Annotated in this window: 23 protein-coding genes and 1 pseudogene; 9 read left to right on the top strand and 15 right to left on the bottom strand. The window is 62.6% G+C overall.

Annotated elements, in window-relative coordinates; genetic code table 11:
- Together E3T31_RS12075 and E3T31_RS12070 are read left to right on the top strand one after the other, a co-directional pair.
- Window positions 1–1,491 (top strand): NuoM family protein, encoded by a 1,491-nt coding sequence (locus E3T31_RS12075; RefSeq protein WP_134468913.1) that lies wholly within the window; start codon window positions 1–3, stop codon window positions 1,489–1,491.
- Window positions 1,492–1,497: 6 nt separating this feature from the next.
- Complete coding sequence (locus E3T31_RS12070; protein ID WP_241977872.1) at window positions 1,498–2,943, top strand: NADH-quinone oxidoreductase subunit N; 1,446 nt, start codon at window positions 1,498–1,500, stop codon at window positions 2,941–2,943.
- Window positions 2,944–3,647: 704 nt separating this feature from the next.
- Here the strand turns inward: E3T31_RS12070 and E3T31_RS12065 are convergent.
- Window positions 3,648–3,998 (bottom strand): annotated as a pseudogene (locus E3T31_RS12065) (ArsR/SmtB family transcription factor); the annotation flags it as partial.
- 141 nt (window positions 3,999–4,139) lie between these two features.
- Window positions 4,140–5,015, bottom strand: a complete 876-nt coding sequence (locus E3T31_RS12060) for a F510_1955 family glycosylhydrolase (RefSeq protein ID WP_134468912.1) — start codon at window positions 5,013–5,015, stop codon at window positions 4,140–4,142.
- A 492-nt stretch (window positions 5,016–5,507) separates the two neighbouring features.
- On the opposite strand from E3T31_RS12060, the gene E3T31_RS12055 reads away from it, so the two are divergent.
- Complete coding sequence (locus E3T31_RS12055) at window positions 5,508–7,415, top strand: cytochrome c oxidase assembly protein (RefSeq protein ID WP_134468911.1); 1,908 nt, start codon at window positions 5,508–5,510, stop codon at window positions 7,413–7,415.
- A gap of 149 nt (window positions 7,416–7,564) precedes the next feature.
- Here the strand turns inward: E3T31_RS12055 and lnt are convergent, their stop codons facing one another.
- The 10 genes from lnt to E3T31_RS12005 all read right to left on the bottom strand — a co-directional run bounded on the left by lnt (window position 7,565) and on the right by E3T31_RS12005 (window position 15,913).
- On the bottom strand, window positions 7,565–9,253 hold the full coding sequence (gene lnt, locus E3T31_RS12050) for an apolipoprotein N-acyltransferase (RefSeq protein ID WP_134468910.1): 1,689 nt from the start codon (window positions 9,251–9,253) through the stop codon (window positions 7,565–7,567).
- Between the two features lie 177 nt (window positions 9,254–9,430).
- Window positions 9,431–11,695: a cation-translocating P-type ATPase gene (locus E3T31_RS12045; protein WP_134468909.1), complete on the bottom strand. Its 2,265-nt coding sequence runs from the start codon at window positions 11,693–11,695 to the stop codon at window positions 9,431–9,433.
- 2 nt (window positions 11,696–11,697) lie between these two features.
- A complete protein-coding gene (locus E3T31_RS12040) occupies window positions 11,698–11,928 on the bottom strand; it encodes a heavy-metal-associated domain-containing protein (RefSeq protein ID WP_134468908.1) in 231 nt (76 codons plus the stop codon).
- A 295-nt stretch (window positions 11,929–12,223) separates the two neighbouring features.
- Window positions 12,224–12,451, bottom strand: a complete 228-nt coding sequence (locus tag E3T31_RS12035) for a hypothetical protein (protein ID WP_134468907.1) — start codon at window positions 12,449–12,451, stop codon at window positions 12,224–12,226.
- A complete protein-coding gene (locus tag E3T31_RS12030; RefSeq protein WP_134468906.1) occupies window positions 12,448–12,696 on the bottom strand; it encodes a DUF2933 domain-containing protein in 249 nt (82 codons plus the stop codon). The genes E3T31_RS12035 and E3T31_RS12030 overlap by 4 nt, the downstream gene beginning before the upstream one ends.
- A gap of 2 nt (window positions 12,697–12,698) precedes the next feature.
- Complete coding sequence (locus tag E3T31_RS12025) at window positions 12,699–13,025, bottom strand: hypothetical protein (RefSeq protein ID WP_134468905.1); 327 nt, start codon at window positions 13,023–13,025, stop codon at window positions 12,699–12,701.
- 86 nt (window positions 13,026–13,111) lie between these two features.
- Window positions 13,112–13,867, bottom strand: coding sequence for a cytochrome c biogenesis CcdA family protein (locus E3T31_RS12020; protein ID WP_370304523.1), 756 nt, complete (start codon window positions 13,865–13,867; stop codon window positions 13,112–13,114).
- 72 nt (window positions 13,868–13,939) lie between these two features.
- Window positions 13,940–14,215 carry a hypothetical protein gene (locus E3T31_RS12015; protein WP_241977870.1) on the bottom strand — a complete coding sequence of 92 codons (276 nt, stop codon included), beginning with the start codon at window positions 14,213–14,215 and terminating at the stop codon, window positions 13,940–13,942.
- A 95-nt stretch (window positions 14,216–14,310) separates the two neighbouring features.
- Window positions 14,311–15,261, bottom strand: a complete 951-nt coding sequence (lgt, locus tag E3T31_RS12010) for a prolipoprotein diacylglyceryl transferase (protein WP_134468904.1) — start codon at window positions 15,259–15,261, stop codon at window positions 14,311–14,313.
- Window positions 15,262–15,325: 64 nt separating this feature from the next.
- Window positions 15,326–15,913 (bottom strand): TlpA disulfide reductase family protein, encoded by a 588-nt coding sequence (locus E3T31_RS12005; protein ID WP_241977868.1) that lies wholly within the window; start codon window positions 15,911–15,913, stop codon window positions 15,326–15,328.
- 428 nt (window positions 15,914–16,341) lie between these two features.
- On the opposite strand from E3T31_RS12005, the gene E3T31_RS12000 reads away from it, so the two are divergent.
- The 6 genes from E3T31_RS12000 (at window position 16,342) to E3T31_RS11975 (ending at window position 20,461) form a co-directional block, all read left to right on the top strand.
- Window positions 16,342–17,337 (top strand): cytochrome c biogenesis CcdA family protein, encoded by a 996-nt coding sequence (locus E3T31_RS12000; RefSeq protein WP_134468902.1) that lies wholly within the window; start codon window positions 16,342–16,344, stop codon window positions 17,335–17,337.
- Complete coding sequence (locus E3T31_RS11995) at window positions 17,337–18,011, top strand: peroxiredoxin (protein ID WP_134468901.1); 675 nt, start codon at window positions 17,337–17,339, stop codon at window positions 18,009–18,011. The genes E3T31_RS12000 and E3T31_RS11995 overlap by 1 nt, the downstream gene beginning before the upstream one ends.
- Window positions 18,008–18,280 carry a thioredoxin family protein gene (locus tag E3T31_RS11990; RefSeq protein ID WP_134468900.1) on the top strand — a complete coding sequence of 91 codons (273 nt, stop codon included), beginning with the start codon at window positions 18,008–18,010 and terminating at the stop codon, window positions 18,278–18,280. The genes E3T31_RS11995 and E3T31_RS11990 overlap by 4 nt, the downstream gene beginning before the upstream one ends.
- A 75-nt stretch (window positions 18,281–18,355) precedes the next feature.
- Complete coding sequence (locus E3T31_RS11985; protein WP_134468899.1) at window positions 18,356–18,994, top strand: DUF3105 domain-containing protein; 639 nt, start codon at window positions 18,356–18,358, stop codon at window positions 18,992–18,994.
- Window positions 18,995–19,118: 124 nt separating this feature from the next.
- On the top strand, window positions 19,119–19,496 hold the full coding sequence (locus E3T31_RS11980; RefSeq protein WP_134468898.1) for a BlaI/MecI/CopY family transcriptional regulator: 378 nt from the start codon (window positions 19,119–19,121) through the stop codon (window positions 19,494–19,496).
- Complete coding sequence (locus tag E3T31_RS11975; protein ID WP_134468897.1) at window positions 19,493–20,461, top strand: M56 family metallopeptidase; 969 nt, start codon at window positions 19,493–19,495, stop codon at window positions 20,459–20,461. Before E3T31_RS11980 ends, E3T31_RS11975 begins: the two co-directional genes overlap by 4 nt.
- A 463-nt stretch (window positions 20,462–20,924) precedes the next feature.
- Here the strand turns inward: E3T31_RS11975 and ccsB are convergent, their stop codons facing one another.
- From ccsB to E3T31_RS11960, 3 genes are read right to left on the bottom strand one after another with little or no spacing between them, the layout of a single operon-like run.
- On the bottom strand, window positions 20,925–21,920 hold the full coding sequence (gene ccsB, locus E3T31_RS11970; protein ID WP_134468896.1) for a c-type cytochrome biogenesis protein CcsB: 996 nt from the start codon (window positions 21,918–21,920) through the stop codon (window positions 20,925–20,927).
- Window positions 21,921–21,932: 12 nt separating this feature from the next.
- Window positions 21,933–23,606, bottom strand: coding sequence for a cytochrome c biogenesis protein ResB (locus tag E3T31_RS11965; protein WP_134468895.1), 1,674 nt, complete (start codon window positions 23,604–23,606; stop codon window positions 21,933–21,935).
- Window positions 23,557–24,099: a prolipoprotein diacylglyceryl transferase family protein gene (locus E3T31_RS11960; RefSeq protein WP_134468894.1), complete on the bottom strand. Its 543-nt coding sequence runs from the start codon at window positions 24,097–24,099 to the stop codon at window positions 23,557–23,559. Before E3T31_RS11960 ends, E3T31_RS11965 begins: the two co-directional genes overlap by 50 nt.
- Window positions 24,100–24,321: the final 222 nt, after the last annotated feature.

Genomic DNA, 24,321 nt, shown 5'->3' with positions numbered 1-24,321 from the left:
ATGCTCAGTCTTGTCGTCTTCCTGCCGGTACTGGCCGCGGTGATCCTCGTTGTCGTGCCCTGGGTTTCTGACCGGGTCGCCCGGTGGGCCTGGCTGGGGATCGCTCTCATCGATCTCGCGCTGCTGGTCGGAATGTGGATCGGCTTTGACAGCCCGAAACCGGGTGACCTCGTGTACGAGGAACGGCTGCAGTGGATGCCGAGTGTTGGCAGTAGTTACCACCTCGGAGTGGACGGTCTGTCCCTTCCGTTGCTCACTCTCACCGCCGTGATCTTCGCCGCCTGCGCGGTCTATGCCCTCAGGGAGAGCGACCGGCCCAGGCCGCAGGCCGCTCTCTTTCTGTTTCTCCAGTCGGCCTGCCTCGGTGTGTTCGCCGCGCAGGACCTGATCTTGTTCTTCGTCTTTTTCGATCTGTCACTCGTCGGCATGTACTTCGTCATCGCCGGTTGGGGCCATGGTAACGCCGCGCGCTCGGCGCTGAAGTTTTTCCTGTACACGTTCCTTGGGTCTCTGGCCCTGCTGCTCGGTTTCATCGGCTTGTATCTTGGCGCCGACCCGCACACCTTCGATATGGTCGAGCTCGCCCAGTCTGCTCCCTTCCAGAACAACCCCGTTGCGGGGGGTTTCGTACTGGCCGCCATCCTCATTGGCCTCGCGATCAAGACACCCACGTTTCCGTTCCACACCTGGCTACCGCCGGCTCACACCGATGCCCCCGCCATCGGCTCTGCCGTGCTGGCCGGCGTGCTGCTGAAAATGGGCACCTACGGTTTCGTGCGCATCGCCATGCCCTTGCTTCCCGACGCGTGGCGATCCTGGGCCTGGATCATCGTCGTCGTCGGCATTGTGTCGGTGCTCTATGGCGCGCTCGTTGCCCTGGCCCAGACCGACGTTAAACGGATGATTGCCTACACGTCGGTCAACCACATGGGCTACATCGTTCTGGCCGTCGGTGCCGCTGGCGTCGTCAGCGACAGCTCTGCCGAGGCGCGACAGCTCGCCGTCACCGGTGCTGTCGTGCAGATGGTCAGCCATGGACTGATCACCAGCGCGCTTTTCCTCCTCGCTGGCGTGCTGTACGAACGACGAAAGAGCTACGATCTCAACGCTTTCGGCGGGCTCGCGGCACCGGCACCCCGGTACGCGGCATTCTTCGCCGTCGCCGCATTCGCGTCCCTCGGACTGCCCGGCTTCAGCGGATTCATCGCCGAATTCCAGATTTTCGCCGGCAGCATTGGAACCGTACCGCTGAGCCTGCTCGCACTCCCCGGCATCCTGATCACCGCGGCACTGTTTCTCCTCGCGTCACAGCGCCTGCTCACGGGCAAAACGCGCGGGTTATCCACCGGCTTTAGCGACCTGAACTCAAACGAGACACTCTCCATCGGCTCGCTGCTGGTTCTCTCGGTAGTCATCGGGGTGTTCCCGCGATTCCTACTCGACATCATCGAACCCGCAGCATCCGTCGTCGTCAACCTGGTCAGCCGGTAGCTGCTCGTGAACGTAGCACTGGACACTCTCTCCCTTTTTCCAGAAGTTTTCGTTCTCGCCGGGGCGATCGTCGCGCTCCTCGCCGGGTCATTCCTCCCTCGGAAGCATCAGTTAGCGACCCGGTGGATCGCCATTCTGGCGCTGATGGCGAGTGCCCTCGCCGCCGCAGTCGGGATGATGCAGCCGTCGACGACGATTTTCGAAGCGAGCTTCGCCGTGGACATCGGCTCCGGTTTCGGCCGAATAATCATTGCCCTGGCAACGATCTTCGTCATCGTGCTCGGAATTGAGGAGCTCAGTGGTACGCGTCGGGAAAGCGAGACGTACGCCCTGCTGCTTCTCGCCGCCCTCGGCGCCATGCTACTGTCCGGCGCGAGCGACCTCCTCATCCTCATCACCGGGTACCTCCTCACCTCCATCCCGTTATATGCCCTGATCGGAATGAGTCGTTCCCCTGGTGCCGCCGAGGCGGCGATGAAAACGTATCTGCTCGGAGCCTTGCTCGGAATCATGATGATGCTGGGCGTCACCGTGCTGTTCGGAGTTGGCGGAGGCACCTCGTATCGCCAGCTAGGGCCCGCTCTAGTCGATGCCCCAGCTGCTGCCGTGGCCATGGGCGTCGTCGGGGTGCTCGGAGGACTGATGTTCAAGGCTGGCGGTGTGCCGGGACACTTCTGGATTCCGGACGCGACGCAGGCGTCCGGCACGGCTGTCGCAGCCTTCCTCACCACTGTTCCGAAAATCGGCGCCCTCATTGCCGCCTACCGGCTCCTCGACATCATCCCGGCAAGCATCGACTGGCCACTGTTGGTCGGGCTTCTCGCCGCTGCAAGCATGACGCTCGGAAACCTGGCCGCATTCTGGCAAGACGACGTTCGCCGGCTGCTCGGCTGGTCAACCGTGAGCCAGGTCGGCTACCTCATGCTGCCGCTCGCGGTCGCCGGGCGCAGCGACCTCGCCCTGCCATCGCTGCTGCTCTATCTCGCAGGCTACACCGCCACCAACCTCACCGCCTTCGCGGTAGTCGCGGCATTTCCCACTCGCCGCACCCTCACCGACTATCGCGGGGCCGCCAGGACCCACCCCTGGCTCGCCGGCGCCCTCATCGTGAGCCTGCTCGGCCTCGTCGGAACACCCCCGACCATCGTCTTCATCGGCAAACTCACCACACTCGCCGCCGCCTGGGACGGCGGCCTCGTCTGGCTCGCGGTCATCGCCGTGATCAATAGCATGGCGAGCCTGTTCTACTACCTGCGCTGGCTGGCACCAATGTTTTCCCGCGCTCCTGCGCCTCCGTTTTCCCCGTCGACTTCGTCACCGGCCGCTGCCGCAGCACGTGTACGACGCCGCTGGGCAGCTGGCTTCGCCGTCACGGGAGCAGCATCGGTTCTTATTCTCGGTATCGTCGCCGGCGGCATCCTCTCAATTGCCAGCTCTCCCATTGCCCACTGAATTGGTCTTGCTCACACGTCGACTCCAGAGACTGCTTGTTGCCAACGAACGTTTCGATCACGTCCCAAACGACCATCCGTGCCATCAAAAACCGACCGCGCATATTCGCTCGGGACCCACCTGCCCCCGAGACCCTCGTTGCCACCGCTTCGCAATGCGGGATTCGGAAAGCTCATAGGGAACTTCCACGTCCACCACGTCCACGCCGTAACCTGCTGCCTCGAGTTGCTTCCCTAGCCCCAAAGCCGAGACCTCCGACGACAGAACCGTGTCGATTCTCCTCGACACCGCTTCGCGAGCTCGGACGATTCTTCGTGAACGAGCGACGCCAACTCCAGCAGGAAGTTCCTCTCCCCAGCCGCCTCGCAATCCTTCACGAGGGCAGGTTTCAGAAACGCTTCATAACTGCCATCATCGATCGCAGCCCGAAGCAACGCATGCTTGAAACCATCTGCATCGATGGTCAGGGCCATCCGGCGCGAGCGCCTGACCCGGCTTGGCCAGCGCGCGCACAGTCGCGCGATGGGCGTCAAACGCCCCTATCAACAGCCACTACTGAGAGGAATCCGCAGCACGATCCAAGATCGCATCGTAAGTCGTACCGTCAATGAGCCCCTCACTCAGTGCACGCCCCACCTCATCGAATGACTCCGAGGCAGACGCCAGGAGCGAGTCAAAACCATCCGTCGGCGCCTCCGACGGGTAGACCCACCGGCGCAGCATCCGGCGATCGAACAGGCTGGGTCGACGCAGGGTGCGCTTTCGTCAACGGTCAGCGTCACGTCGACCAGCGCGGTGAGAGCCCGCCCAAGGTGAGGGTCAGCGATTTCGTAGCGCGTTTGTCGACCCTCCGGTTCTGCCACAACGATGCCGCAATCACGCAAGCAGGTGAGGCTGTTGGACACGTTTGACCGGCTGAGGCCGAGGTCGCGGGAGAGCACGGCCGGGTAGCTTGGCCCGTTCAGCAGGGTCATAAGAATGCGCGACCGCGTCGGGTCGGCCATTGCGCGACCGAGCCGGTTCATCACGTCGATGCGAGTTGTAATAGTCAGCAGTTGATGACTATGTACCGGGCGCTGTACTGTTTGGTCAACCGCCGTTTTGGGAAATGTTCCCAGCGTTAGGCCGCTGCGGTTGGTTAGCGCCAGCCGTCAACTCGTGCAGGGGTGCACTGGGATCGGGCAGGTAGCGCGCATTTAGGCTGGCGAAAGGACAGTCCAAGTGACGCCCGCGTCGTCGGTGAAAGCGATCCCTCGCTCGTCCGCGACGAAGATGCGTTTTCCGTCAATGGCCATTGCTTCCGGTGTCCCCGTTATTTTCTCTCCCACCACCCATGTGCCGTCGGTCCCGCGAGTCCAGATAACGCCCGATGTGTCTATGCCGGCCAGTTGGCCACTGGCATCGTTGGCGAGAAGGTAGAGCTTGGGGGCGTCGGGGTCAACGCTGAATGAAGCTCCATCGTCGCTACTGACGACCAAACCCTCAGTGGTCGTGGCGTAAACCTCGGAGTCGATACTAGCGATGTCGCGCGCTGCAAGCGCTGCGCCATCCGTCCACGTTTTTCCACCATCCAAGCTTCGCCGCAGCAACCCCTGACTGGAGTCGAGCCCGAAAACTTTAGCGTCTCCTGAGCCGGCACTAACAGCCAGACTGTGGAAGTCCGTTTCGCCGGTTAGGGAGGCGTTTACCCAAGTCTCGCCGCGGTCTGTACTGGTGATGAGGCCCAGGTTGGGGGTTCCGAAGGTGTCGGGCGTCTTCGGGCCCGGGTGCCCTGATGCGTAAGCGACGTCGTCAGCGATCGTGAACCCCATTGGATCGAAGTCCAACTCTCCGAGCGGCCCCGTGGTGGCGGAAACTCCCTCATCGCCAACTTCGAGTCCATACAGGCCCTCGTGAGTGGCCACGAGGAGAGTGCCGTCCCCCTGATCGACGACCAGCTCGTGAATGTGCTCAAAGCTGAAGCTCTCGCTTTTGGTGCTTTCAGCTGGCTCTGTCGCGGCAACACAGCCCGTCAAGACCAACGTTGCTGCGGTAGCAGCTGCCGCTACTATGCCGGCTCTGACACTCTTCATTTGGCTTCCATCTAAGGTTGAGTTTTGGAAAATACGGGAGCTACCGGTCCGGCCGGGCGTCTAAGAGGCCTGCATCCTTCGAACGCATCTGTATCGGACTCTAAGCCAACGCTGCTGAGAGAACGTAGAACTTCATTCTCCCCCGAGGGAGCATTTCGTTGCAGCTTCACGATCGCGGTGCTTCCCAGGACTCGCTCGAGCTATCTGAGACACAATTGCGAGAATTTCCGTTTCGTGTTTACAACTAGGGCGCGACGAGTCGGCCAGTAATAAACTACTAGGCTTTATAGTTCATGAGTTGTTTCTTTCAAAGCGCTTGAGTGTCGGCGTCGTATGCCGTCCACTATTGAGGAGTATTTTCCTGATGCGTAGCCCGTACGTCGCGCCACGTGGGCACCAGCACCCGCAGGGAAAGCGCTGGTTAACTGGTCCTGATCTGGCAGTGAGCCGAATCAACGTCGTTGAACGCCCGAGATGTATTAGGCGTGCCTAATGTCAGCACTGATTGGAATGGCCATTCCCACAGGGACTTTTCCGCTCTCTCTTCTGCCGAGCTTCCTGACGCACGTACCTGCACATCTGCCCCTGCCGGGTGAATCCGTCGGGATGGTGTTATGGGCGTTGCCCGTAGTCAAGCTGATATTTAGTCTCGCTGCCGCAGGTGCCATTGGGACTCTGGTTCTCACCTGTATCGGCTTGAGCCCGAGAACGCTGGAGTACCGGAAAGCCCTGAATTTTGCCGCCGTATCAGCAGCGGTTTGGACCATGGCCTCGGTGGCCTCAGCCATCCTGGCTTATCTGGATGTTGCACCTGGCGTGTCGCTCTTTGATGACTCCTTCGGCCCCCAGTTTGGTTATTTCCTGACCACGGTGGGACTGGGGCAGACGTGGCTAATGACCACGCTGATCGCGGCAGCCGTCACCGTCCTGTGTTTACTCGTTGCCAATGTCAGTGCAGTGGCGTGGGTGACCGTGTTGGCGGTCGTGGGCCTTGTGCCGCTGACCTTTAACAGCCACCCGAATTTCGGAGCAGCGCAAGGCCCCGCGATGGCTGCCCTGGGCTTGCACATCATTTCCGCTGCAGTATGGATGGGCGGCCTGATGGCGCTCGTAGTTCTACGCCCAGCGATGAAGGCTGAGCGCTTGGTAGTGGTGGTGAGACGGTTTTCAACCCTTGCCCTGATCTTTTTCATTGTTCTTGCCGCGTCCGGTTTCCTTCAGGCAGCGATATTAGTCGGCACGTTCGAGAATCTCTGGTCGCCTTATGGGCTTCTGGTTGTTGCCAAGATTGCGGCGCTCTCGCTTCTGGGTGTGGCTGGTTTCGTCCAACGCCGCTGGCTCATTTCGCGGATGGCGTCCGACCAGGCGCGAAGTGTCAGATACTTCTGGGCCCTTGTCGCAGGGGAGCTGCTCGTTTTGGGTATCGCCTCAGGTCTCGCTGCCGCCCTGACCAGGACCGATGATCCCAGTCCTGACGTCCCGACCGCCTACGCGACGTTGGCTGAAAAGATCGTCGATTATCCGCTTCCCGCCGACCCGACCCTCTGGCACTACCTGCTGGAAATGAGGTTCGATCCGATCTGGGTTCTGTTGTGCTGCGCCGGAATCTTCGTCTATCTGGCGGGCGTGCGACGGTTGCATCAACGCGGGGAAAATTGGCCCCGACACCGAACAGTGTTTTGGCTTGTCGGCGTCCTTGCTCTTCTCTATGTGAGCAACGGCGGCGTCAACGCCTACCGCGAATTCCTTTTCAGCGCACAGACGATCGCCCAGATGATGCTGATCGCGATCATTCCACTATTTCTCGTCTTAGCGGCCCCGCTGGTTTTGGCCAGTCAAACAATCCGAAGCCGCACTGACGGAAGCCGCGGCGGCCGAGAATGGATCACGGTGATCGCCGGTTCGCGTCTGATCACCTTCGCGACCACCCCGTTCGCCGCCGCCGGCATCCTCTTGGCGTCACTCGTGGCTTTCTACTACCCGCTTCTGCTGGGATGGGGCATTACCGATCACATCGGGCATCAGTGGACGATTGTGTACCTCCTTTTCGTCGGCACGCTGGTCGCCACCTCAGCCATTCGACCGCCCGCACTACCATCCACGTCATTCTCCGCGCGATTATCTGCGATAGCGGCGGTCTTAGCGACCTACACCGTCTTGGGAATTCTTCTACTGACGAGCACCCAGCTCCTCTTGCCGGACTGGTATGGCGCCATGGCCGGGCCGTGGGGAGTGGATCCCCTTCAGGACCAGCAAACCGGTGGCGTAGTCGCGCTGAGCATCGGCATCCTCCACTCGGCCGTCCTCGCAATCATGATCGTGCGCACGCGATACCCCTATCGGACACGCACACCCTCAACCAAGGCGCCCGACGAAATCGAAAATGGCAAACCACGATGACCGCAAACCCTGCGCGGTTTCGCGCTCCGTGGATCAATACTGATTCGATGGGCCGGCGCGGTCGCCGCACCGGTGCGGAGCCCGAGGAAGGTCCACGAGGGACGCCTCCCTTTTTGGGCGAGAAACACGGGTGAGCATAGGATCGGCGCTTATTTTCTCGTCGCCCGCCAGCGCCGGGCCGTTACGGCGCTGAGATAGCTGAACGCAAAGCCGGCAAGTCCGAGCCCTGACACGAGCCATTCGATTCCGCGGCCGATTGTTATGGCCGGCGTGATGGTGTCGCTCAGGGGTACCGTTTGAACCATCGCGTCCGGCTCCCAGGTAGGCAAACTGTCAATGGTGTTCCCGTCCGGAGCAATGATCGCGCTGGATCCGACGGTGGAAATATTGACGACGGTGCGGCCGGCCTCGATCGCCCGGATCCTGGCGATCGCGAGTTGTTGGACGCTCTCGTCGGTCCGCCCGAAATCGGCATTGTTCGTTTGCGCGAGGATAATCTCCGCCTTGCTATCGATCATTTCGCGAATGAGCTGGTCGTCGGCAATGTCGAAGCAGATGGCGATTCCGGCGTTGATGCCGTTGATATCGAATGCGATGCCGCGTGTGCCGATCTCGTAGTCGCGTGAGACCAAGTCGATGAGGTCAGGCGCGAAAGGGCGCCAGAACGCTCGATCCGGCATATATTCGGCGAACGGTACAGGATGCACTTTGTCGTACACGTCGACCGCGCCCTCCCCCGCTTTCCAGAGCAGAGAGCTGTTGTAATACTTCCCGTCACGCTCGGTGATGGTCCCAATAATGAGCGGCGCCTTCATCTCACGGCCAACATAATCCACGACCTTTGCGGCATCGGCCGAGCGGGTCGGGTCTAGATCGCTGCTATTCTCTGGCCAGACCACAAAGTCGACGCTCTCGCCGATGAGCGGCAGAGTCGCCGAGGTATGGTCGGTGAGAATCTGCCCAGGCGCGTACTCCGCGAAGAGACCAGCGTTCGACGCACCCTGCACCGCCGCTAACCGGGTCGTGCCCGTCTGAATGGTGGGCCACGCCGGGAACACCACCAGAAGTGCGACAGACCCGACCACGATCCCCCACCGCGTGAAGAGACCAACCTGACCTTCACGCAACAGTTGAACCACGAGCGCGCTCAGCCACACCATGATGAAACTCAGGCCGGACATACCGACCCAGGCGACGAGCGAGTTGAACGGGCTCTCCGATTGCGAAATCGCAACCCGGCCCCACGCGAACCCGCCATACGGCCAGACCGCGGAGATCGCCTCCCTCGCCGTCCAGAGGCCAGCCACAACAACGGGGACCATGCCCAGCCGCCCGAACGGGGTCGGCCAGACCCGAGGTCCCCACCGCAGCACGACGGCGACGAGGGACAACCCGATTCCAAAGAAAATGGTTTCCAAACCGGCCAAAGCCAGCCACGGCACCGGACCGAGATACAACGAGATCCAGCTGATATGGATCGCCCAGAACGAGAAGCCGGCGACAAGGCCGACCAACAGTCCCGTCCACGGTCCGCGACCGATCAGCGACACGAGTATGAGGGCGACGCCGACCGGCGCGAGGATCCACCAGTCACGATCTGGGAAGCCAGCGTCGAGGATGGCACCCGAACCGGCGGCAAGGAAAAGGGATGCCCACAGCGGCAGGCTTAAGATAACGCCCGGCGACGCTTCCGGCCCGCCGCTGTCCTGCCGGTATGGGTACTGCTGCTCGTCAATTTTTGGACGGGTGCTGCCATACTGCGTGCGCTCGTGTGGGCGGGCGATGAGGGTCTCGCTGATATTTCTTGTCCTCTCTGACTGCAGCGGGTTGTGCTCCATCTGTCCCGGCCGGGCGGGAGACGTCTCCTCAGCTGGTTCACTGTTGACCCGCCTTACGGCGACGTGTCCCTTCCTCCGGTGTCCGGCTCGCTACGGCCTGTGAGCTCATCGACCGCGTCGGCCGTGGAGACGGCGACGGGTGGGACGCCGGCATCCGCACGAATGATCGTGCGAAGGCTATTTGCCGAATCTCCTCAGCCGTAGCGAGTTGCCGACAACCAACACCGAGCTGAAGGCCATAGCGGCACCTGCGACGATCGGGTTGAGCAGGCCCAGGGCCGCAACGGGTATGCCGATGGCGTTGTAGAAGAAGGCCCAGAACAGATTGGCCTTGATCGTAGAGAGCGTCTTACGGGAAAGTTGGATGGCGGTGACGACCTGGGCAAGATCGTTGCCCATGACGGTCAGGTCGGCGGCCTCGATGGCCACGTCCGTACCCGAACCCATGGCGATACCGAGATCGGCTTGGGCCAGGGCGGCCGCGTCGTTGACGCCGTCGCCCACCATCGCGACGATGGCGCCGGAAGCCTGTAGCTTCCTGACGGTGTCGACCTTGCCCTCCGGGAGGACGTCCGCGAAGACATCCTCGGGGGCAATGCCCACAGTGGCCGCGACCGTCGCCGCGACAGTGGCATTGTCTCCGGTGAGCAGGATCGGCCGCAGGCCCAGCTCCTTAAGTTTGGCGATAGCGACCGCGGACCCTGCTTTGACCGAATCCTGCAAGTTGATGATGCATTCGACGTTGCCGTTCACCGCCACCCAAATGGCCGTGGCCCCGGAGGTCTGCTCCTCGCGCAGCCTGGCTGTATGCGCGGCGCTGGGAATAATGCCGTTGTCCTCCAGCCAGTGAGCTCTGCCGGCCACCACCACGGCACCGTCAACAATTCCGCGCACGCCTCCGCCAGCCGCGCTTCGGAAATCAGTTACGGAGGAGAGCGGAGCACGTGCCGCGGCCGCGGCCGCGATGGCATGGGCAATCGGATGTTCGCTGGCTGCTTCGACCGAGCCAGCCACATGCAGACCCGCGTCTTCCCCGAGGGAACCAAGGTTGATGATCCTACTCACGGCGAGCTTGCCGGTAGTGACTGTGCCGGTCTTGTCCAGCAAAACGGTGTTTACGGTGCGGGTGTCCTCGAGGATCTGCGGGCCCTTGATCAGGATGCCCAGCTGAGCTGCCCGGCCCGATCCGGTGAGCATAGCTGTGGGTGTGGCCAGTCCCAGGGCGCAGGGGCAGGCGATGATGAGCACCGTGACGGCCGCTACGAATCCGCCCTGAACATCGCCCACTACCGCAGCCCAGACGATGAAGGACAGTACGGCGATTCCCAAGACGATCGGCACGAACACGGCACTGATCCGGTCCGCCAGCCGGGCGATGTGCGCTTTACCACTCTGGGCCTGGCTGACCAGCCGACCCATCTGAGCTAGCGTGGTCTCGCTGCCGACCCTGGTCGCGCGAACGAGTAGCCGACCGTTGGTATTAATGGTGGCGCCGACGACAGCGTCCCCGGGCGCGACGTCCACGGGGAGGGATTCGCCGGTGATCAGGGAAGCGTCTACAGCGCTGGTGCCGTCGGTAATTACACCATCCGTGGCGATCTTCTCCCCCGGACGCACGACGAATACGTCGCCCTGCACGAGGTCGTCTATCGGAACCATAAGTTCAACCCCGTCGCGGATTACGGTGGCCTCCTTGGCGCCAAGCCCTAGGAGCGCCTTGAGTGCGTCACCGGCCTTCTCTTTGGCGCGACGCTCCAAATAGCGGCCCAGTAGCAGGAATGTGGCGACGATGGCGGTCACCTCGTAGTACAGCGGCAACTCGCCTGCACGTGCCGGGTCCGCAGCAAGTTCCGGACTACTTACTAGCGTGTAGGTGGAGAAGAGGAACGCGGCGGTGATACCGATCGATACCAGGGTGTCCATGGTGGACGCCAAGTGGCGGGCATTGATTGCCGCAGCACGGTGGAAAGGCCAGGCCGACCACGCCCACACGGGCAGCGTCAACGCTCCGACGACCCACCCCCAGTTCGGGAAATGTAAGAGTGGGATCATAGCAATGAGAGTGATCGGGACCGTCAGGACAACGGCCACCACAAGGCGGAGCAATAACGTATCGAGCTTCCCGCCACGGCGGAGTAGTCCGTTATCGTTGGACGGCCGGTCCTCCTGGGGGGTGCCGGGGACGGGGACCTCGGTGTGTCCGAGTGTTTTTAGTCGCGCGGTGTAACCGGTTGCATGGACGGTGTCGATGATTTGCTGGTCGGTAATCCCTGCGGGAACAGTGACGGCGGCCGACTCGAGGGGAAGGTTCACGCTCGCCTCCACGCCATCAAGCCTGCCGAGCTTACGCTCGATGCGTGCTACGCACGAAGCGCAGGTCATTCCTTCGATGTCGAGCTCAATGACCCGGTTGTTCGTGCTTGTTTCAGTGTCAGTCGTCATTGCTAGGCCTCGCTGGTTACAACCACATAGCCGGCCTCGGCAACGGCTTCACCGATCTGCGACGGGGGAAGGGCTTTCTCGGAGGTGATGGTGGCCGTGGAAATCCCGCCGTTGTTCAATTCGACGACGACACTGCTCACTCCATCCAGCGTCTCAAGTTCCTCAGTGACGGAGGCCACGCAGTGGCTGCACGTCATGCCGGAAACGCTGATAGTTGTCGTAACGGTGGACACGGTGTTCTCCTGGATCGTGCGGTGGGGTATTGATGGCGTGGTTAATCTCAGTGCAGTAAACGCGCGGTAACATCGGCGAATTCCCCGCCTTCAGGTCTAAGTGTTTGAAACCCGAGCGGACTCTGTCAGAGGCGGCCCCGACGACGTTGTAGCCAAGCTGCTTTACAAGCAGGTTCCGTGGGCGCCACGCATATGCCACAAGGATGCTCGCCCGGGTCAACGCGGGCGAGCATCCATGTGGCGGCATGTGTCCACGGGCGCTTCCTTTCGATCCGACCCACCGATCGACTGCCAGTTACACCGGTGAGTCGGAGTTGCGGGTGAGGGTTTCGGCTCGCAGTGCTGCTACCTCTACGCGAAGTCGCGCGATTTCACCCTCATCGTCAACCGTCGAGCGAGCTTGTTCGGCCTGGGCCTTCGGCGCCATCGCACACCGACCCTGGCGCATGGGACGTATGCAGAAGAAGTACGTTAACGCCAGCGAAGCCAGTAAAACTACCGTGGCGAGGCCGAGTTCGGTCATCGGGATCCTGCCTCCGTTGCAGGCAGAGCCGACGGGTTCTGCCCGGAATCGCGCTGGCCCGCGCGCAGCTGGTCCACCTCGGCGCGCAGCTTGGTCAGCTCGGCGTCGGCGGCAGGCGACGGCGATGGCGACGACGGGGCATCGCTCTCATTGCCATGCTTCATGCCGCGCATCATGAACCACATCATCAGCCCCATACCGACCGGGCACGCCAGCAGGGCCAGGGTATAAAGTGTCTGGGTCATCGTTACTCTCCGCGGTTCTCACGAGCGTCGGCCGAGGGCGACTTGTCGGCGGGGTGATCGGCCATCATCTGCTCGTGCATCTTCGCCATTCCCGGCACACTCTGCATCATGTCTTCCATGCTGGCTGTCTCCGACATGCCGTTCATCATCTGCTCGTGCATTCGGCCCATGTCGGGCATCCCATCCTGGCCGTGGGTTGCGACCCGCTCCGTCGATGCCGAGCTTGTGTCCGGGGCCCCGTCTTCGACGGCGGCGTAGGCGGGGGCAGTGGCACCGACGGTGAGAAGTCCAGCGGCTAAAACGGTAACAATCTTCGTACGTGAGCGCATGGGCGCCTCCTTCTTTATCTACTACCAATAATAGTAGTAAGTGACTTTGGTGCCTGTCAACAGGGAAGGACAAAGCGTGCTGACATTCAGATGGGAAGCACGAATCCGCCGATCAGTGCTTGCATGCTGTAGATCCACATCGTCCACAGGCCGGTGACCATAAGTACGCCGATCAGGATGAGCATAGATCCTCCGATGATGTTGATTGCGCGGGTGTGGCGCTTCAGCCAGGCGATCGCGCTGGTCATCCAGTTCAGGCCGAGGGCCACCAGCAGGAACGGGATGCCGAGCCCCAGGCAGTAGAACAGACCGAGCAGCGCTCCCCGCCACGGAGACCCAGTGCCCAGGCTGAGGGACAGAACGGCGGCCAGCGTCGGGCCTATGCACGGGGTCCAGCCCAAGCCGAACACAACGCCCAGCACGGGCGCACCGGTCAGGCCAGTCGTGGGTCGAAGAGGCAGCTTCCGGGTGCGTTGGAAGAACGAAAACGTGCCGAGAAAGGCCAGACCCATCACTATGACGAAGACGCCCATGATGCGGGTGATGAGATCCTGCCAACGAACGAGCCACCAGCCGAATGCGCCAAAGAGGGCGCCGTAGGAGATAAACACCACGGCAAAGCCCAACACGAACAGGCTGACTCCAGCGATGAGGCGACGGCGGGCACGGACAGGATCCGGACCGGCCATCCCTCCGACATACGCCAGGTAACCGGGAACCAAAGGAAGCACACAGGGTGACGCAAAGGACACCAAACCGGCTAGCAAAGCGATGGGGATCGCAATCAGTAGCTGCCCGCTGACGACGATCTGCGCGAAATCTTCACCCATCGTCGCGCACATTCCCCGCTCGTTCAGCTTCCAACGGCGCGCGTACTTTCCTCTCGGTGAACCAAGTGTTTTTCATGCCCATGGTTATTTTTTTCCAGCCACGATTCCTCCGACGATGAGCAAAACCGCCGCCATCGGATATCCGGCAACGAGATCCAGCCAGAGCGCAGGCTGTTCCGGTCCGAACGCTTCAAGGTGTGTGAGCCAGTGCACGATGCCCACCACAACGCCCGCGAGCATGAGCACCTGTCCGATACGGACGAATCGCCGCTTGCGCCGGTACTTCTGACGCGCTCGTTCCTCGGCGCTGGGCGTCGATCCGGAGACTGCGGGGGCTATTAGTTCGCGTGGGTGTTTCACTTGAGTCCTCCTGAAGGGGTGGGGCCGAGAGACCGGAAAGAGCGCAGCTGAAACGTGGACGTCATCGTGGACGCTGCCGGCGGGGTGCCGTGAAGTTAGGAGTGATCGTGGGATCGCCCCGTGGACGCTGCATCATCGGAGCCGTCTGCCCCGCCCGCCCTGTCTGGACGTTGGCCGACCGGCGTGCTCTCGGGTGACCATTCCCGGCCGGGTAGGTAGAGGCTTGCCTCTACCTCGGGATGCCGCCGTGACTGCACCACGATGAGGACCAGCCCGATCAGAGCGATCAGCATGGCCGTGACCATGTTGATCTTCAGCCCGTAGAGAAGGAACTCCGTCGGGTCGATCCGGAGGGACTCGAGCCAGGTGCGGCCCGTGCCGTAAATGATCAGTAAGAGGCCGAGGGCCCTGCCCCAGCGAAGGTTGAACTGGCGGTCGGCGAGCAGAATGATAATGACGCCGGCAAGGTTCCAGAGCATCTCATAGAGAAATAGCGGGTGGAAGAGGGTGTCAGCGGGCAATCCAGCTGGAAACGCCGGGCTCATCATGGGGTCGATTTGCAGGCCCCACGGGAGAGTGGTTGGTGCGCCATAGAGTTCTTGGTTGAAGTAGTTGCCGAGGCGCCCGAGCGCTTGCGCGAGCAGCATCCCGGGCGCCAGTGCGTCGGCGAACGAAAGAAAGCGCAGCCCGGCGCGCCGGCAGGTGATGAAAGCGCCGAGTCCACCAAAGAGAACCGCACCGAAAATGGCCAAGCCACCCTCCCACACGAAGAGGATCTTCCACAGGTCAGCACCCGGGAAGAAATAATCGTTCGGGTGCGTGACAACGTGGTACAGCCGGCCACCGACAATGCCAAATGGCACAGTCCAGAGGGCGATGTCAAGGACAATGCCCGGCTGCCCACCGCGGCGGGTGAGCCGCCGAGACGTGAGACTGACGGCGGCGATGATGCCGCTCAGAATGAATAGGGCGTAGAAGTGAAGGGTGAAGGGCCCGAGTTGGATGGAGCTGATATCGGGGCTGGGGATGCTGGCGAAAATGTTCATCTGCTGGACGTGCTCTCCTGGATCGTATTCGGGCGCCGAACGCTTTCGCGTGGCTGTGACGTCGTCATTGCTCGCTCTCCGCTAAAGCAGTCTTAATGAGGGCCTCGAGGATGCTGCCCTCGCTGATGCGGCCAAGGACGCGTGCCGAGACCCGCCCTTGCTTGTCGATGACGAGAGTGGTGGGCACCGCATTGGGCCCCACGACTCCGCTGAACGCGAGAGTCATCGTGCCACTCGCGGCGTCCATGATGGACGGGTACGTGATGCCGAATGTGTTCTCAAACGCGCGTGCGGTGGCGGCGTTCTGATCGCGGATGTTCACCCCAACAAAGCTGACGCCCTGATCTTGGTACTTTGTCCACACCGCTTGCAGGTCTCCCGCTTCGGCACGGCAGGGCGGGCAACCGGCGTACCAGAAATTGACGACCAAAACCTGTCCACGGTAGTCCTCGGATGTCGTCGTGGCACCGGATCCGAGGGTGCTGGAAAACTCGACGGGACCTTGCCGATCCGCTTCGGCGATCTCAGTGACCGCTCCATTGCCCGAAATGTAGCCCTTGCCGCTGCCAGCCCGATATTGCTGCGCAAGCTCATCATTTGAACACGCACTCAACAAGATCGTGACCGCGATCGCCCCCGCTACGACCGCCAATCTCCTCCCACGACCAGCCCCCAACGCCGTCGTTGACCCGGATCGCCTCATCATGCTCCTTTCCCCTTTGCCCAAAACGGAAACGGTCCGTGCCCCAGACGCGTCGCCCATAAGTTCGCCCAGCGATGACCGGTGCTCCGAGGCGAAGACGCCGGAACCGGGACCTTATGGCCAAGAGGCACACTCAGATGCGGGGATACAGACATGTATGTACTATATGTCTTAGTAGGCGAACTTTGTCTATCGCCGAAGTCGATGCCATTCGGGATCGTCGTAGCTGGCAGCCTTGGACGAGTTCACCGTGGCATATGCGTGTTCATGGCCTGACCGTCACCTGGGGCGCCGTGTGGAGATTCGGAACCAACCTGTAATACTATGCGTAATAGTAGTTTAGTTGTGGTCCCGTTATTCCTGATTGGAGCTGGTTCATGGAGCAGGTTTTGCTCTCCACCACGATCCTGGCGTCGTTTCTCGGCGGCATGGTGGCTTTGATGGCCCCCTGCTGCGTGTCGGTCATGCTGCCAGCCTTCTTCGCATCCAGTTTCCGCCGTCGCAGCCAGATCCTCGGCATGACCCTCGTCTTCGCGGCTGGCGTCGCAACAATCATTCTTCCCATTGGTTTGGGTGCCGCGGTCATCAGCCGGGCCTTGATCGAGTATCACCTCTGGATTTTCAGCATCGTCGGGCTGGCGATGGTGGCTGTCGGGGTCGCCACCTTGGTCGGTTGGAAGATGATGTTGCCGATGCCGTCCGGGCGGGGCGGTGGCAAGGGTATCGGGTCCGTGTACGGGTTGGGCGTGTTCTCCGGTGCCGCCAGCGCCTGCTGCGCACCGGTCCTTGCCGGCGTGGCAGTACTGTCGGGCGCGACCTCTTCTTTTCCAGCCGCCGTCGCCGTGGGTATCGCGTACGTGTTCGGGATGGTAGCGCCCCTGTGCATTCTGGCCCTGGTGTGGGATAAGAAAAACTGGGGTGCCAGCCGCCTGCTTTCCGCCCGCACCGTCCCGTTGTGGCCCGGCGCAAAGTGGCGCCTGCCCCTGGTGACGTTGCTCTCCGGTGGCCTGATGATCGCCATGGGCATTCTCACTGTTGTCATCGCTGTCCAGGGGCCCGGGATGGCCACCGACGGGTGGCAGGTTGAGGTCTCGGCCGCCCTGGACCACGCCGCAGCCAACATTCAACAATTCCTGGGCTTCGTGCCCGGATGGGTTTCCACCCTTGTGGTGTTCGCGGCCCTGGCGGCTCTGCTCTGGCTGGCGGTCCGCCGCGGGAAGCCGGCACCCCGGCACCCGAGCGATGCGACCGAGGGAGATTCCTGCCCCACCTGCGTTCCGCATCCGGACAACAACCACGTATCACAACAGACATTAACCCCGGGCGCGCCTCCTGCGGCGCCGGGCCATTCGCACATGAAGGAGTCAGAGTAATGGCATCAACGACACCCCGACGGCCGCCCGTCCGCCCGCCGAATCGGTCCAAGCGCACCGGACTGATCCGGGCGGCTATCGTGGCCGGCGTTGTGGCCGTGCTGGCGGCCGTCTTCTTTGCCATCCTGGGTTCCCAGCCCACCACCCCGGCAGAATCGGGAGGCACCTCGGACGCTGGCTACACGGTCGGCAGCCCTGCACCGGGTGACGAGGCCCCCGCATTCTCCCTGCCCTCGACCTCCGGCGAGACGGTCAACCTCAGCGACTATCGCGGCAAGACCGTTCTTCTCTACTTCCATGAAGGTATCGGATGCCAGCCGTGCTGGGACCAGATCAAGGACCTGGACGGTTCCCAAGCCCAACTGCAGGCAGCCGGCATCGACCAACTGCTGACCATCACCAGCGGACCGGTGGATCTGATCGCCCAGAAGATGGCCGATGACCAGCTCACCGCCACCGCCCTCGCTGACACCAAGCTCGACATCTCCCGCACGTACCAGACCAATAAATACGGCATGATGGGCGACTCCCGCAACGGGCACAGCTTCATCCTCGTCGGACCGGACGGCCGCATCCAGTGGCGCGCCGACTACGGTGGATCCCCGAAATACACCATGTACCTTCCGGTGGAAACGATCCTGTCTGACCTAGAAGCCGGACGGGCTGGCAAATGACCAACATCACCATCCTGACCCAGACGAACTGCGCCTCATGCGTACAGGCCAAAGAGGTACTCTCCCGGCTGGCCCTGGACTACCCCGTGCAGGTTCGAGAGGTAGGGCTCGACACCGAGGATGGGCGCGAACTCGCGGCCCGACACGGCGTGGTGTTCGCTCCGGGAATCCTGCTCGACGGAGACCTGTTCAGCTATGGACGGCTGTCAGAGAAAAAAATCCGCCGCCACCTGTCCCGCGGCAAGCCGGCCGCCACTACGGATGCCTGAAAAGAGGCAGTCAGCCCCGGATTTCGATAGCCGAGCGGCAATTCGGCAACAACAACAGCAGGACGGAGCGTCAGCATGGGACATGCGCGCAAACAGCGGAACCTGGACCGATCGGCAATCGTGGCGGCGGTGCAAGCGAAACAAAAACGGGAGGAACGCCGCAGAAACTTCTGGATCTACGGCACCAGCTCCGTGGTCATCCTGGCCCTAATCGTCACGGTAGTGTCCGTATTCGTAGTGAACCAGGAGACCAAGTCTCAGATCAGTGCGGCCGCAGACAAACCGATCGACGGGGTGCAAAGCTTCGACGGCCTGAGCCGCAACCACACCTCCAGCGAAGTCGCATACCCGCAGAATCCTCCCGTGGGCGGAGACCATGCCCCGCAGCTGGTCAACTGCGGGATCTACACGGACCCGGTCAACACCGGGGAAGCCCTGCACTCACTGGAACACGGCGCGGTCTGGGTCACGTACCGAGCCGACCTGCCCCAAAAAGAAATTGACGCCCTCGCTCAAGAAGCGGCATCGCACCCGTACGAGCTGTTAAGCCCATATCCCGACCTCCCGTCGCCGGTGGTAGCCACCGCATGGGGGAAGCAACTGAAGCTGGACAGTGCAAACGATCCGCGTTTGCCGGTGTTTTTGCAGGCGTACCTGCAGGGCCCTCAAACGCCCGAACCCGGCGCGCCCTGCTCTGGCGGTAGCCAAGGTTGAATGGCCACCGGCGCTATAAAAAACCTACAGCCGACCCTGCGTGCGCTACTATGAACAATAGTTGAAACCGGCCATATCGGTCGGACACGAGCGCGTCGGACACAAGCGCAGAGAGGAACAGCTCATGGCAGGCCCATTAGGCAAACTGGAAAAACTGATCATGGACCGTTTGTGGTCCCGGGATCACCCTGTTGCCGTGCGCGAGGTCTTGGAGGATCTTCAACGCGAGCGAACGTTGGCCTATACGACAGTGATGACTGTCATGGACAACCTGCACCGTAAAGGTGTCCTGACTCGCGAGAAGGACGGACGCGCCTACTTGTATCGTCCCGCTGTGACCCGTGAGCAGCACACTGCGGCGTTCATGGGTGACGTACTCGCCGGTAGCGACACAACGGTGACGCTCTTGCACTTCCTCGAACAAATGCCGCCCGCGGAAGTGGCGCGTCTCCGCGATGCGCTGGACGAACAACTCAAGGATGGTCGAGGCGCGAGTCAATGATCGCGCCAGCCGCACTGATCATCTTTGCCGTGATCCTGGCCGTGCTAGGGCCGGTGCTGTTGCGCCGGAGCACTTGGCTGGAACGATCCCCGAAGATTGGCATTGCGGCGTGGCAAGCCCTGAGCATTTCACTGCTGTCGACAGTTTTACTCGCCGGCTCTGCCCTGGCACTTCCGGCGATTCCTTGGACCACGGACCTGGCCGCACTGATCCACGCGTGCGCGATGGCCCTTCGTGAGCAGTACTCCACGCCGGGCGGCGCCACTGTCAGTGCCACCGGTGCCGTCGCCGTTCTCGCCGTTCTCGCCCGAGTCACATACTGCCTGGTTGCGGGCTTGGCCCACGCAGCCCAAAAGAGGAGCGTGCAGCTGCAAGCCCTGGCCATGATCGCCCAGCCTCACGATGAGTACGACGCGCTGGTCGTCGAGCACTCATCTGCTGCCGCTTACTGCCTGCCAGGCCGGAACCGCCAGGTCGTCCTGACCAGTGCCACCTTGGCCGCTTTGGACCACAAACAACTCGTCGCAGTTCTGGCCCACGAACGGGCGCACCTGCACGGACGCCATCACTTGATTCTCGCTGTGGCCGACGCGCTGCAGCACGCCTTCCCCGGAGTTGCCGCCTTCCGCGAAGCCCGCAGCGCCCTGGGGCGGCTGGTGGAGATGCTCGCCGACGACACTGCTGCCCGAAGCAGTGATCGGTTGACCGTAGCCACCGCGCTGGTGCGCTTGGCGGAGCACGGCATGACCCCGGTGGCCGCACTCGGGGCCGGCGGCGAGTCCGCCCTGGGCCGCGTCCGGCGCCTTGTCGCCCCGGCCCGTCCCCTCGGTACCGGGAGGATTGTCTTGGCAACAATGGGAGTTGGCGCGTTGCTGGCGCTGCCGTTGTTCTTCGCTGTCGCCCCGGCCTCCGCCGCGGGGACGATGCCACCGTGCCCGGTGGACAGCAGCTTGACGATCCTGTAACAGGAGGGGTCCGTCATTCGCGATCGGGATGGCAATGAGGAGCTGGCCGTTCAGGAAGACGTTGGCGAAGTCTTCACCCATCGGTGCGGGAATCCTTCTTGACCTGGAGCTTGGAGCATTCATCGGTCTCGATCCGGGCATAGGTCTTCCGCTCGTTTCGGGCGGAATGAATAATCGCACGCATGACGAAACAGAATATTAGGCCGACTCCGATAGTGGGGTGACGGAGCCGGCTACAAGGTCCAGCCAGAGCGGAGGCTGTTGTGGTCCGAATGCCTCGATATGCGCGAGCCAGTGAACGAGGGCGACGAGAGCATCAGGCGCCTGTCCGATGCGCACGCAGCGCCGCCTCCGCCAGTCCTGGCCAGCTCTTCCGCGCTCAGCGTCGGTTTAGCGGCCTGGGTAGCCGCGACTCCACGTGGGTGTTTCACTTTTCCCCCCTAATTGGTTGGTGTTCCTGGGGTTACAGGCCGGAGTACGAGTGGAGGCCCTTGAAGAAGACGTTCACGATGCCGAAGTTGAATAGGACGGCGCTGAAGCCGATAATCGCCAGCCACGCCGAGCGCGAGCCGCGCCATCCGCGGGTCGCCCGCGCGTGAATGTAGCCGGCGTAGATGACCCAGATGATAAACGTCCAGACCTCCTTCGTGTCCCAGCCCCAGTAGCGGCCCCACGACTGCTCGGCCCAGACCGACCCGGCCATGAGGGTGAAGGTCCAGAGTATGAAGCCAATGATGTTGACCCGGTAGGCGAAGTTCTCGAGCGTCGCCGCGGACGGCAGCGTGGCCACGAAACGCAGCCGGGCCGCCTTCGTGCCGGCGACGAGGGATTCCCGCCTGAACTGCAGCAGCTGCACGGTCGACAGGGCGAAGCCGAGCGCGAAGAAACCGGTGCCGAGCGAGGCGACGAACACATGGATGACCAGCCATGCGGACTGGAGCGCCGGCGGCAGCGGGGCGACCTCGACGTAGTACCTGAGCGCGGCGATCCCCAGCAGCACCAGAACCAGTCCGGTGACGAAGGTGCCGAGGAAGCGCAGGTCAGCCCGGGTGAGCACGATCAGGAACACCGTCATGATGAGCAGGGTTCCAGTCATCGCGAACTCGTACATGTTCGCCCAGGGCACGCGCTCGGCGGCAATACCGCGCAAAACCGTTGCGGCCAGGTGCAGAGCCCAAGCGAGAACGGTGAGCGAGACCCCAACGCGGAGGCTGGCCGACCGGCCATAGGGGGTGGCAGCGTCGTTCGCGATCCGCGCGCTGATCCGAGACAGGGTGATCGTGCCGCCGGATGCCGCCGCGTCGGAGCCTGCGGATTCGGCCGCGAGTTGCGCGGCGCCCTGAACGTCGCCGACAGCCGAGGAGCGTCTGGCCAGGTCGATCGCGAAGGCGATGAAGGCGAGCGCGTAGACGCCCATGGCCGAGTACAGGCTCAAGATTGAGAGTTCATTGAGATTCATTGGGATATGTCTCTAATTCTGTTTGGTTGTCTGGGCGAACGACGTGGTGGGTGCCAGCGCCGCGCTGTGGCGATCGGCGAGGGTGGAAACCGCTGCTTCGAGGGCCGGGTCGTCGCCGCGGGCGAGTCCGGCGTACTCGAGGCGCACCGACCCGTCGGCCTGCCGAATCGTCTTCACCCAGACGCGGCGGCGCGGGATAAACAGGGAAGTGAGCAGCCCCAGCAGCGCGAGCACCGAGAACAGCAGCACCCAGCCCTGCGCCGGGTCGTTGTTGACATCCAAGGAGGCAAACCGCAGGACGGAGCCGCAGAAGTCGCTGGCTTTCGCGCCCGGGTCGGCATTGTCGAAGCTGACCGTGCCGAGCCCTTCCGGGAGCTGTCGCATCTCGCCCGGCTTCAGCTCGAGCGACTTGACCCCCGTGTCGCCGCCGGTCAGCTGAATCATCTTGTCGGTTTTGAGCGCGTAGACGGATGCCGGCACGCCCTTGTCGAGTCCGAGGTCGCCGGAGAACACATTAAGTGTGAGCAGCGGATATTCGAGGTCGGGGTATGAGGAGAAGTAAGCCCCGGACTTTGCCTGGGCCTGGGTCGGATAGAAGAAACCGATCAGGCCGAGCTGCTTTTTGAGCCCGTCCGGAACCTCCACGACTCCGAGGGAGGTGAGGTTCGAGTCCTGGGGCAGGAAGGGGATGGAATCGGTGAAAACAACGTTCCCCTTCGGGTCTTTCACCGTGATGGTGGGTGCGTAGCCGTTGCCGAGCAGGAAGATGTCCGTTCCTCCGGCGCGGAGCGGGGCGTTGACTTTCACCTCATCGGACCGGGCCACCTGGCCCTGAAGCGTGACCGTGACCCCAGCGGTGTAGTCCACCGGCTGGCCGTAGGCGTTCAGATTCTGCATCTCGTACTCGACGTCGAAGCTGTCGAGGGCAGCCCTGTACGGGTCGAGGCCGGCATCGTCGAAGAAGCGTCCGGGGTTGAACGAGTCATACGCCAGCAGCGTGTTCACGAAGGTCTGGCCCTCGACAAGGACCCGCTGCCCGCTGAACCCGAAACCGCTGCCGAATCCGCTCACGATCAGTATCCCGATCAGCGCGACATGGAAGACCAGGTTGCCGGTTTCGCGCAGGTACCCTCTCTCGGCGGAAACCGAGACCTCCCGGCCCGATTCGAACAGCGCGACACGGTAACCGCCGGATTTGAGGAGCCCGCGGGCGGAAGCGACCGCCGCCGCGGCATCCGTGCCGACCGGGGCCTCGCGGGTGGTAAACCCGGTCAGCCTGCCCAGGCGAGCCGGGGTCTTCGGCGGCTTGGCCCGGAGCGCCTGCAGGTGGTGCCGGGTGCGCGGGATCACGCAGCCGATCAGGGACACAAAGAGCAGCAGGTAGATCGCGGAGAACCACGCCGAGGAGTAGACGTCGAAAGCTTGGATCTTGTCGAGCGCCGGCGCGAGGTCGGGGTGGTTGGCGAAGTACTGGGTGACGCCGTTCGGATCGGCGCCGCGCTGGGGCACGAGCGACCCGGGGACCGCCGCGATCGCGAGCAGCAGGAGCAGGAACAGCGCCGTGCGCATGCTCGTGAGCTGACGCGAGAACCAGCGCAGCCAACCAAGGAATCCGAGCGGCGGCTGGATGACACCATCAGCGAACGCAGCCGGGCGGGAATCGTAATGGTCGAGTGGGCGCGACACTACAGCCCCTGCGCGACCATCGTTGATCCTCGGACCGCGCGGCAGGAGGGCTCGCCGCGGGGCCGGCCACGACCGGTGCCTGCGCGAGGAGCATCCCGAGGGCCAGCGCGTCGGCGAAGGACAGAAAACGCAACCCTGACCTCTGGCAGGCGATGTACGCGCCGACGCTCCCGAACAGCACGGCGCCGAAAATCGCCAGGCCACCCTCCCACACATAGAGGATCTTCCAGAGGTCAGCGCCGGCGAAGAAGTAGTCATTGGGGTGAGTGACGACGTGGTAAAGCCGTCCACCGACGATGCCGAGTGGCACGGTCCAGAGGGCGATGTCGAGGACGAGTCCCGGTTGCCCACCGCGTCGGCTGAGCCGGCTGGAGGTGAGAGCGATGGCCACGACGATGCCGCTGAGAATGAACAGCGCGTAGAAGTGGACCCGGAACGGCCCCAGTTGGATGAAGCTGATGTCGGGGCTCGGGATGCTGGCGAGAAGGTTCATAAGCCGAACATGCTTCCTGGGTCAGGTGCAGGGGGACGGCTGGATCGCCGGACCATGACGGTTTCATTGGTCGCTCTCCTCGAGCGCTGTCTTGATCAGGGCATCGAGGAAGCTCGCGTCGGAGATGCGTCCGAGCACCCGCGGCGACCCTCCCCACCGTGTCGACGACGAGGGTGGTGGGCACCGCGTTGGGTGCGACCACCCCGCTGAAGGCGAGCTGAA

The sequence above is a fragment of the Cryobacterium sp. TMS1-13-1 genome (assembly GCF_004403125.1).
Classification (GTDB): Bacteria; Actinomycetota; Actinomycetes; order Actinomycetales; family Microbacteriaceae; genus Cryobacterium; species Cryobacterium levicorallinum.
Note: the sequence above shows the minus strand (reverse complement) of the source record. Positions and strands in the feature narration are given on the sequence as shown.